The sequence below is a fragment of the Desulfovibrio sp. genome (assembly GCF_041907885.1).
GTDB lineage: Bacteria > Desulfobacterota > Desulfovibrionia > Desulfovibrionales > Desulfovibrionaceae > Desulfovibrio.
Genome location: NZ_JAYRGM010000006.1, coordinates 106,972 through 117,302, shown reverse-complemented (window position 1 = coordinate 117,302; position 10,331 = coordinate 106,972). Strand labels below are relative to the sequence as shown.

Sequence of the window (10,331 nt, the reverse complement as noted above, 5' to 3'; positions counted from 1 at the left end):
AGCGGAGCGAGTGAGGGAAGCTCCCGCAGCGCAAGACGCGTGCCCTCGCCACCTGAAGGAAGTTGAAAACCTTCTTGGGGGTGCTTCGGGGGGGATGCAAGGGGGGCCGCGAAGGGGGCGTAGGCCCATAACCGGCCCCGCCTTGCCGCGCGCCGCGCAGGCGTCGCAATCGCCTGTCGGGCGAAAAATCCCACGCCCGCAGGGCAGAAAAATTAAAGGATCACTACCGCGCCAGGCTAAAAGAACCGCACGCCGCGCAGGCGTCCCAATCGCCTGTCGGGCGAAAAATCCCATGCCCGCAGGGCAGATAAAATTAAAGAAACATCGCCTGCCATTTCAGGGCCGCACGCCGCTCAGGCGTCCCCAATTTTGTCGGACGCCAAAATCTCGTGACCGCAGGCCAGAAAGACTAAAGGATCACTGCTGCGCCATGCTAAAAGAGCCCGCGCGCCGCGCAGGCGTCACAATCGCCTGTCAGGCGAAAAATCCCATGCCCGCAGGGCAGAATAAATTAGAGAAATTTCTGCCTGCGATTTTAAAGCTGTGCGCCGCGCAGGCGTCCCAATCGCCTGTCAGGCGAAAATCCCATGCCCGCAGGGCGTAAAACCTAAAGACCAGCCTTCTGCCTGACGGGTGAAATTACGTGCCGTTCAGGCGTTCCAATCGCCACTCTGGACAACCCCCGCACCGGAAATATGGCAAGTTTTTTAGCAAATTGCCGTTGCCACACCGCACAGTGAAGTGCATCTGGAACCCCAGGTCTACGCTGCCATTGTAGCCGCGCCTCCCGCGCCCGCTTTCCTTACCCTCAGATGTGCTAGCCAGGGCATGCACTATCAATTGGCAGATTTGGAACAAATACTTACAAGGAATCCCAAGTTTCGAGTAACTCTATCGACAAGATAGTGACCTTTAGGTATGGTAATATGCAGTTATCTGTTGCTTGTTACGAAAAACCTGTTATTGCAAGGTTTACCGTGAATATTTTCAAGATTTGCCATGCGCTGCCTGCCGGTAGAGGCGGGGGGTCATGAATGCATCCGCGCTCCCAGGTTGGGGGCCCTCTTTTGCAGCGAAGCAAAGCCGCATCATAGCTTCAGGCGTTTGTGCCTCTGGGTGCAGGCGGCGGGGCTTTTCCTCGTTTTCTTCAGTTTCAGTCGTTCGATCTTCATTTTTTAAGATTTCATATTTGTGGAACAGCGCGTTGGACTGTGCCCATAGGCAGGTCTACGGCCATGCTTTGTCCCGTTTTACGCTTTTGGCTTGTTTGCCGTGGCCTGTTGTGGCTGCTGGGCACCTTTGACCTTACGGCCCGTCTTGCAGCTCTGCTGTGCGGCGGGCTTTTGTTTTTTTACCTGGCGGGCAACTTCCACAGGAGTATCTGCATGTATGTAGCTGGAATTGATGTCGGTTCTGTGGCCGCAAAGGCCGTGGTGCTGGAGGTGCAGCCCCCGCAGCTGCAAGCAGGCCCGCGAGTGGCAGGCCGTGCCGTGTTGCCCACCGGCTGGAACACAGCCGAGGCTGGCGAACTGGCGCTGGAAAAAGCCTGCGCCGAGGCGGGGGTAGATCGGTCAGCCCTCCGGCGGGTTACGGCTACGGGCTATGGGCGCATAGCCCTGCCATTTGCCGACAAGGCCGTTACAGAAATCAGCTGCCACGCGCGCGGCGCTGCGCATCTTTTTGCGCAGGTCGGGGTTGTGCTTGATATCGGCGGGCAGGACAGCAAGGTCATCAGCCTTGATATTCCGCGCGACAGCGGCGCCGCCAACGGGGCAGCCAGCACTGTGGGCATGGGCAAGCCCGGCGCGGTGCGCGACTTTTTGATGAACGATAAATGTGCCGCTGGCACTGGCCGTTTTTTGCAAGTGCTCTCTGGTATTTTAAACATGCCACTGGAAGAACTGGGCCGAGCCGCCTCCACGGGCAGCCCTGTTGCCATTTCAAGTATGTGCGCCGTGTTTGCAGAAACAGAGATTGTGGGCCTGCTGGCGCGCAGCACGCCGCCGCAAGACATCGCCGCCGGAGTGTTTCGCGCCATTGCCCGCAGAATGTGCGCCCTGGCCCGCCGTATACCCATGCAGGGGCAGTGCGTGTTTACGGGCGGTCTGGCAACCAGCCCCGCCTTTGCCGGCATATTGGCGGATGAGCTGGGCATGACAGTAAACGTGCCAGACGACCCCCAAACCGTGGGCGCGCTGGGCGCTGCCCTGATTGCCGCAGACTGGCTTGAAAAGTGCGGCCGCACTGCGGCTGCATCCGCTGATACCTTATAACTGTCCAGAACCAGCAGCCTAAACCAACAGGAAGGAAGCCAATGAAGTGTGCCAGCTTTGACCGCATTGTTACCGTATTTGAAAAAAATGCCCTGGCCGTACAAGAGGCCAAAAATGGGGGGAAAAAGGTTGTTGGGCAGTACTGTCTGTACAGTCCCTCAGAGATAGCCGTGGCCGCCGGGGCCATTCCCGTTTCACTGTGCGGCACGCGCAACGATTCCATTCCTGCGGCAGAAGAAGTGCTGCCCCGCGCGCTTTGCCCGCTTATCAAGAGTAGCTTTGGCTTTGCCCTTAAGGATAGCTGCCCCTACCTCAGCGCCGCTGATGTGGTGGTGGCCGACACCACCTGTGACGGCAAAAAGAAAATGTACGAGCTGCTTGCCGCCTACAAGCCCGTGTTTTTGCTGCAACTGCCGCAAGTGCAGAACGACGATGCCCTTGCTTACTGGCGGCACCAGTTTGAGCTGCTCATCGCCTATCTGGAAAAAGAATTTAACGTATCCATTACAGAAGAAAAACTGCGCGACGCCATCAAGCTGATGAACCGCGAGCGCATGGCCCTCAAGGCGGTGATGGATCTTGCCAAGCGCAAGCCCTCGCCCATTACGGGCATGGAACTGCTGGAAATCGGCTTCAAAACGTCCTTTTTCCCTGACAAAGAAAAAGGCATCAGCATGATGCTGGAACTGGCCGACGAGCTGGGCAAAATGGCCGATGCGGGCGAGACGGGTGTTTCTGCCACCGCGCCGCGCATTCTGCTTACGGGTGTTCCCGTTGGCATGGGCTCGCACAAGGTTGTGCGGCTTATTGAAGAATGCGGCGGCAGCGTGGTGTGTCTCGACAACTGCTCTGGCTACAAAAAAAACCGCGTCATGATGGAAGAGCAGGCCGACCCGCTTACCGAGATGGCGCGGCGCTATCTGGATGTGCCCTGTGCCGTCATGTCGCCCAACCCGCGCCGTTATGAGGCCATCAGGGAACTGGCGGCAGATTTCTCGGTTGATGCCGTGGTAGATCTGACCTGGCAGGGCTGCCAGACCTATGCGGTGGAATCTTCATCGCTGAAAAAATTTGTGCAGGATTCCTTGCGGTTGCCCTTTTTGCAAATTGAAACAGACTACTCTGAAACCGACACCGAACAGCTCAAGGTGCGCATAGAGGCCTTTATTGAAATGTTGTAAGGGCTGAGCGGGTGCCCCGTGGCATCCGCATCCATGGCAGACAGATCAGGCGGCTGGCTTATCCGTAACCGGGGGGCTGGCCGCCTGCTGTCAGCTGTCCTGCGATGGTGAATCAGTTGCGCGGCGGCCATATTTCTGTTTGTACATGCTGGCATCTGCTCGTGCAATTGTATCCTTAATACAGGTATCCGTTTGGGGGTCAAAGGCCGCAATGCCATAAGAAAACGAGAGGGAAAATTCCCCAAAGGTACACTTTTGGGCTTCTGCGTAAAGATCCTGCACGTTTTTTTCCACAGTTTCGGGTGTCAGCCCGTGCAGCAATGTTACGAATTCGTCTCCCCCAACCCTGTATGTTTCGCCGCTATCCTTGAATTTATTCAGCAGCAGCTGGGCCAAGGATCGAATGTATTGATCACCCGCCGTGTGCCCCATCTGATCGTTGATGGCCTTGAGCTTGTTAATGTCACAGTTCAGAACTGTAAGGTCGCTGTGCGGGGCTGTATCGCACAGTGTGTGTACGGCAAGTTCAAAAGCATTGCGGTTGAGTGCGCCGGTCAGCAGATCTGTATAGGCAAGCCATCTGTAAAGAGGGATGGAAAAGCTGCGAATGAGCATAACAGCCACCAAACCCACCATAGCAGCAACGCCTATGGAAACAATAATCCCATATCTTTTTGAGTTTATGGTGTTTTCTGAAAAATAACTGCCGTCAAATTCAATAACCAGCGTGCCAATTGTTACGCCATCCTTTTTTATGGGTTCGCAGGCGGGTATAACCATGCCCCATGACGTATCAATAATATCTGTGCCGTGAACAATGTTTCCGTCAAAGCATTTATTCAGAATTGGCATTGTCTCACGTTCTATTGGTGAACCATAGGCGCGAAAATCATCGTCAGTAGGTGGTAGACCATCAACAACGTATATTGCATTGTCATTGTCTATACGTTTTGCAGTATAAAGATAACGAACAGCAGCAATTTTTCTTACATTGTCAAGATCGCTTTGAACTGATTTATACATGAGAGAGTCAGCATAATTGTCATTGTTGATGTCAGTTAGACTGTCTGGCGGTATTCTTTCAAGCAAAAGAGAAAAAATTGAATCTGTGCGCATTATTGTTATGAGTTTTAGTTCCGTATTTCTGTAGTAATTAAAAATAGAAATAAGAGATGCCGTTGTTATGGCTATAGCAATAACAACAAGAATTAAAAAATTTAGTTCAGCGCGAGAAAAAGTTTTATCAAATTTATTTCTTGAAATTGAATCAGAGTAGTACTTTTTTAGCATGGTAAAAGCTCCAGAATAAAAGGCGCTGTGAGATATTTATTTTTAAGCTACAGCAAACGATTTTTTTTATCAATATGCACAAGCTAAAGAAATGATAGCTTTATACTGTAGTGGATAATAAATTTGTATTGTTTATATATGAGAGCATTAACTGGTGTATACGTTACGGTATATGAATTGCAATAGTGATATTATTTATTAATGTTGCTTTTCGCAGTCTTCAATTTCTATAAATTACTATCGTACCAAAGGTTCACGCTTGCAGGCAGCTAACCCAAGCATAAAGCGGGGGCGTCGGCTTGGTGCAAGAGTAGCGGCCGATATGGCTGCGCTGCTTGTGAAAAGTGTTTTTTTGCACTGTTGCAAAAAAACACTTTTTTATTTTATTAATCAATTTAAAATATTTATGAAAATAATGTTGCAAATTTACAACAAATTCTACTGCCGAGCATTCTTGAAAAATTGGGGACATTTCATAAAAATATAATAAAAACATATGTTTAATCATAATGGCACGGATGATGCTCATAGGTGGCTATTGAGATGAATATCACAAGCATCTCGCTTGAAAATAATCACCCTTCAGGAGTTTCATCATGAGTCAGTGCGGTTGCTGCATGTCCCCCCAGGAAGATCGCGTTGTTAACAAAAGCGTAGACCGGAATGGCCGCGAACGCGTTTATGGTATTCTGGAGCAGAACCAGTTTACACTGCCCCACGTGGACGTTGAGCGCGCCAAGTATTTCACCGAATCCATGCGTGAAACCGAAGGCGAACTGCTGACCCTGCGCTGGGCCAAGGCCCTCAAAAACATTGCCGAAAAGATGACCGTCTACATCACCCCCAACCAGCTTATCGCAGGCCGCGTGGGCAAGTTTGGTCGTTACGGCATTCTGTACCCCGAAATCGACGGCGACTTTTACCGCGAAGTGCTGGCCGACCTGGAACACCGCGACAAGAGCCCCTTCCAGATTTCGCAAGAAGACATCAAGGTTGTTATGGAAGAGATTGCCCCCTACTGGGAAGGCAAGACCTACCACGAACACCTCAACAAAACCCTGCCCGCCGAGATCCGCAACGTCACCTATGTGGACGAACGCGGCCTCAAGTCCAAGTTTGTGGTGAGCGAAACCTCTTCGTACCGTTCTGCCCTTCAGTGGGTGCCGGACTACGAAAAGGTCATCAAGCGCGGCTTTCTTGATATTCAGAAAGAAGCCCGTGAAAAGCTTGGCACCCTTGACCTGACCAACTCTGTTGATCTGTGGGACAAAAAGCCCTTCCTCGAAGCCATGATCATGGTGTGCGACGCCATCATGATCTGGGCCAAGCGCCACGCCGATCTGGCCCGCGAGCTGGCCGCCAAGGAAGGCAACGCCAAGCGCAAGGCCGAGCTGCTCCAGATCGCCGAAACCTGCGATCACGTGCCCGCACACCCCGCCCGCAGCTTCCGCGAAGCCATGCAGTGCCAGTGGTTTGTGCAGATGTTTTCGCGTATCGAGCAGAAGGCCAGCGCCATCATTTCCAATGGCCGCATGGACCAGTACCTGTACCCCCTGTACAAAAAGGACATTGAAGAAGGCAACATCACCCGCGAAGAAGCCAAGGAACTGCTGGAATGCATGTGGGTGGACATGGCTCAGTTCATCGACCTGTACATCAACCCCACGGGCGTTGAATTTCAGGAAGGTTACGCCCACTGGGAAGCCGTGACCATCGGCGGCCAGACCCCCGAAGGCGAAGACGCCACCAATGACCTGACCTATCTGTTCCTTGAATCCAAGCGCGAATTCCCGCTCAACTACCCCGACCTTGCCGCGCGCATCCATTCCCGTTCGCCCGAACGCTTCCTGCGCGAAGTGGCGCTGACCATCAAGGACGGCTCTGGTTTCCCCAAACTGATCAACGACGAAGAAGTTGTCTTCCTCAACACCATCAAGGGCTGCCCGGTCAACGAGGCTCTGGACTACGCCGTTTCGGGCTGCACCGAAACCCGCATGCCCAACCGCGATACCTACACCTCTGGCTGCGTGTACGTGAACTTTGCCACTGCGCTTGAAATGACCATGTACAATGGCCGCATGCAGCACTACGGCGACGAAGTTGTGGGTATGGAAACGGGCGAAGCCACCAGCTTCAAGAACTGGGATGAATTCTACGCCGCCTATCAGGCCCAGCACCTTAACCTGCTGCGCAAGGCCTTCCAGCAGCAGCATGTGGTGGACAAACTGCGCCCGCAGCACTTTGCCGCGCCGCTTTCTTCCGTGCTGCACAACCTGTGCATGGAAAACCTCATGGATCTGCACTGCGAAAAGATCCCCGGCGGTGTGGACTACTCGTACTTTGAATTCCTGGGCTACGGCACGGTGGTGGATTCGCTTGCCGCCATCAAAAAGCTCGTGTTTGAAGAAAAGCGCCTCTCCATGCAGGAAGTTGTGGAAGCCTGCAAGGCCGACTTCAAGGGATTTGAACCCGTGCGCGAAATGCTGCGCAACGCCCCCTGCTACGGCAACAACGATCCCTATGTGGACAGCATTGCCAAGGACGTGGACCGCTTTACCCAGGTGGAAGCCGAAAAGAGCTCGCGTGACCGTGGCGTGCATGTGGACGTGCGCTACGTGCCCATCACCTCGCACGTGCCCTTTGGCAAGGTGGTTTCGGCCACTCCCAATGGCCGCCATGCCTGGACTGCGCTTTCCGACGGTTCTTCCGCCTCGCACGGAGCAGACAAAAACGGCCCCACCGCCGTGCTGCTCTCCAACTATCACTCCAAGAACTACGGCATGACCAACCGCGCTTCGCGCCTGCTGAACATCAAGCTTTCGCCCAAGTGCGTTTCTGGTGACGACGGCACGCAGAAGATCGTGAACCTTATCCGCACCTGGTGCGACCTCAAGCTGTGGCACTTGCAGTTCAACATCGTGAACAAGCAGACCCTGGTCAACGCGCAGAAAGACCCCGATAACTACCGCAGCCTGCTGGTGCGCATTGCAGGGTACAGCGCGTACTTCTGCGATCTTTCGCGCGATCTGCAAAACGACATCATCGACCGTACCGAACACGCCCAGTTCTAAAACCCTCTGTGGCGGGCGGCGGTTGCCCCCTCCGGCTGTAGACTCTCCTTGCCGGATAACAGCCGCCGCCCCCGCAGTTCTCTCCAAGCCTTGAGCCCACAGGCAGGCAAACACACCAGAAGGGGAGGGGGGCGCCCCTCCCCTTTGTGTTTCTCTCAGGCAGCGCCTGATACGTATTCAACCAGTGGGCCGGTGCTGGCCGCACACAAAGGATACCCCATGACTGACGCACAAGTGCAAGGTATTGTTTTTAATATCCAGAAGTTCAGCGTTCACGATGGCGAAGGCATCCGCACCCTGGTATTTCTCAAGGGTTGCCCTTTGCGTTGCCGCTGGTGCAGCAACCCCGAATCGCAGCATCTGCAACCAGAGCATGCCTTTAATCCCTCGCGCTGCCTCACAGCCGAAGTGTGTGGGCGCTGCCTCAAGGCCTGCAAAACTGGGGCGCTGGCGCTGATAAATGGCCTGATAATGCACGACCGCAGCAAGTGCAGCGAATGCTTTGACTGCGTGCGGGCCTGTCCCTCTGGTGCGCAGAGCGTGTACGGCGAAACCATGTCTGTTAAGCAGGTGCTTGATAAGGTTGAGGAAGACGGCGTGTTTTATCACCGCTCCGGCGGCGGCATGACCCTGTCTGGCGGCGAAGCCATGATGCAGCACGAATTTGCCACGGCCCTGCTGCGCGAGGCCCACAAACACCACATCAACACCACTATAGAAACCTGTGGCTGTTACCCCTACGAGCATTTGCACGAGGCCTGCAAATACCTGGACAAGCTGATTTTTGATATCAAAAGCCTTGATCCAGTGCTGCACAAGCAGCATACCGGTGTGGATAATATGCTGATTATGCGCAATTTTGCACGAGTGTGCGAGGATTTTCCCCACTTGCCCATACTGGCACGCACCCCCGTGATACCGGGCTTCAACGATACGGAAGATGACATCCTGGCCATTCGCGAATCCATTCCCCGTCGTCCCAACATCGAATTTGAGTTGCTGGCCTACCACCGCATGGGGCAGCCCAAGTACGCCTACCTTGGGCGGGAATATGAGCTGGAAGGCGCAAAGCTGGATGAAGAAAAAATGCAGCGCCTGCGGGATATAGCGTTGTAACATGGCTATTTAATTTAAATTTTTTATTGAAACGCCAGGGCATTGAAGCCCTGGCGTTTCGGTTTTTTGGCCCATAAACAATGGTTGTGTAAAAATGCACAGAGCGTGGAGTTGGGTGTGTTTTTTTGCACAGGTTACAGGGGATTATTTTATCTAATATGCTAAAATATAACATTTTTTTTGAAAATCTTCAATTGTTGCATTTTTGCAACAATTTTATTCCTGATTACATATGGACTAAATAATTTTTATTATCAATAAAATAATATAATTAAAACAGTTAGTTATATTTTAAAAAAGTGTGTCGGCCTATCAAATTTCTTCCACTATGCCGTGCAAATCTGCGCACCGCTGAACCTACGAGGGCGTGCAAAAACTTTGGGCTTTCAAAATATAGAAGTTATTTCATTAATATACTGAAATAACTTAGTTTATTTATCAATATCAATAGTCAACAGCAGTAGGTGTGCTGTTTTTGCACTCAATTTCACAATAGGCACGCTTCTTGCCTTTAGGGATGCACAGCCGTGAGGCACAATTTTTTATTCCTAAAGGAATGCTTCATGAACATCATTGATTTTCGTTTTCGCCCCAGCACCCCTGACGCCGTCAAGGGAATGCTTGCCAACAAGGTATTTGGCGGCATGTTTGAGCTTTTCAGGTATGCGGACCGCGCCAAGCCGGAACCCATTGAAAAAATCGTTGCCGACATGGAAAAGCAGGGCGTGGTCAAGGGCGTTGTGACTGGCCGCGATGCAGAAACCACCTACGGTCTTGGCTCTGCCAACCCCGGTATTCTCGAACTCATGCGCCAGTACCCCGACAAGTTCATTGGTTTTGCGGGCCTTGATCCGCACAAGGGCATGGAAGCCACCGCAGAGCTTACCCGCATGGTGGCGCTTGGCATGAAGGGTGCTGCCATTGATCCATATCTTGCGCGCATACCAGCAAGCCACGCCAAGTATTACCCCATCTACGCCAAATGCTGCGAGCTTGATGTGCCCATCGTCATCACCACCGGCCCGGCCACTCTGGTTGACGGCGCGGTGATGGACGACGCCCACCCCCGGCACATCGACCGCATCGCCGCCGATTTTCCTCAGCTCAAGATCGTTATCAGCCACGGCTGCTACCCCTGGGTGAGCGAGGTCATCATGACAGTACACCGCAACCGCAACGTGTACATCGACCTTGCGGAATACGAAGAACAGCCTTTTTCCGAGGGCTACATCAAGGCTGCCAACAGCCTCATCGGTGACAAGGTGCTTTTTGCCAGCGCCGCGCCCTTTATGGATTTTCAGGAACAGATCGAGCTGTACAAGCGCCTGCCCTTTACCCCGCAAACGCTTGAAAACGTTATGTACAACAACGCGGCGCGTCTGCTTAACCTGTAATTATTA

Annotated in this window: 6 protein-coding genes; 5 read left to right on the top strand and 1 reads right to left on the bottom strand. The window is 52.9% G+C overall.

What is annotated here, in order from left to right; all coding sequences use genetic code 11:
- Window positions 1-1,385: 1,385 nt before the first annotated feature.
- On the top strand, window positions 1,386-2,273 hold the full coding sequence (locus ACE3NW_RS05685; protein WP_374281284.1) for an acyl-CoA dehydratase activase: 888 nt from the start codon (window positions 1,386-1,388) through the stop codon (window positions 2,271-2,273).
- 41 nt (window positions 2,274-2,314) lie between these two features.
- Window positions 2,315-3,454: a double-cubane-cluster-containing anaerobic reductase gene (locus tag ACE3NW_RS05680; protein WP_374281282.1), complete on the top strand. Its 1,140-nt coding sequence runs from the start codon at window positions 2,315-2,317 to the stop codon at window positions 3,452-3,454.
- Window positions 3,455-3,544: 90 nt separating this feature from the next.
- On the opposite strand, the gene ACE3NW_RS05675 is transcribed toward ACE3NW_RS05680, so the two are convergent.
- On the bottom strand, window positions 3,545-4,744 hold the full coding sequence (locus ACE3NW_RS05675) for a GGDEF domain-containing protein (protein ID WP_374281280.1): 1,200 nt from the start codon (window positions 4,742-4,744) through the stop codon (window positions 3,545-3,547).
- A 596-nt stretch (window positions 4,745-5,340) separates the two neighbouring features.
- Between ACE3NW_RS05675 and ACE3NW_RS05670 the strand changes: the two genes are divergently transcribed.
- The 3 genes from ACE3NW_RS05670 (at window position 5,341) to ACE3NW_RS05660 (ending at window position 10,325) form a co-directional block, all read left to right on the top strand.
- Entirely contained in the window at window positions 5,341-7,815 is a 2,475-nt protein-coding gene (locus ACE3NW_RS05670; RefSeq protein WP_374281278.1) for a pyruvate formate lyase family protein, read from the top strand.
- 219 nt (window positions 7,816-8,034) lie between these two features.
- On the top strand, window positions 8,035-8,931 hold the full coding sequence (locus tag ACE3NW_RS05665; protein WP_374281276.1) for a glycyl-radical enzyme activating protein: 897 nt from the start codon (window positions 8,035-8,037) through the stop codon (window positions 8,929-8,931).
- Between the two features lie 563 nt (window positions 8,932-9,494).
- Window positions 9,495-10,325 carry an amidohydrolase family protein gene (locus ACE3NW_RS05660; RefSeq protein WP_374281274.1) on the top strand — a complete coding sequence of 277 codons (831 nt, stop codon included), beginning with the start codon at window positions 9,495-9,497 and terminating at the stop codon, window positions 10,323-10,325.
- The last annotated feature ends 6 nt before the right edge of the window (window positions 10,326-10,331 follow it).

Coding starts and splice junctions, on each gene's coding strand:
- ACE3NW_RS05685 (WP_374281284.1), top strand. CDS start 1,386: ATGTATGTAGCTGGAATTGATGTCGGTTCTGTGGCCGCAAAGGCCGTG.
- ACE3NW_RS05680 (WP_374281282.1), top strand. CDS start 2,315: ATGAAGTGTGCCAGCTTTGACCGCATTGTTACCGTATTTGAAAAAAAT.
- ACE3NW_RS05675 (WP_374281280.1), bottom strand. CDS start 4,744: ATGCTAAAAAAGTACTACTCTGATTCAATTTCAAGAAATAAATTTGAT.
- ACE3NW_RS05670 (WP_374281278.1), top strand. CDS start 5,341: ATGAGTCAGTGCGGTTGCTGCATGTCCCCCCAGGAAGATCGCGTTGTT.
- ACE3NW_RS05665 (WP_374281276.1), top strand. CDS start 8,035: ATGACTGACGCACAAGTGCAAGGTATTGTTTTTAATATCCAGAAGTTC.
- ACE3NW_RS05660 (WP_374281274.1), top strand. CDS start 9,495: ATGAACATCATTGATTTTCGTTTTCGCCCCAGCACCCCTGACGCCGTC.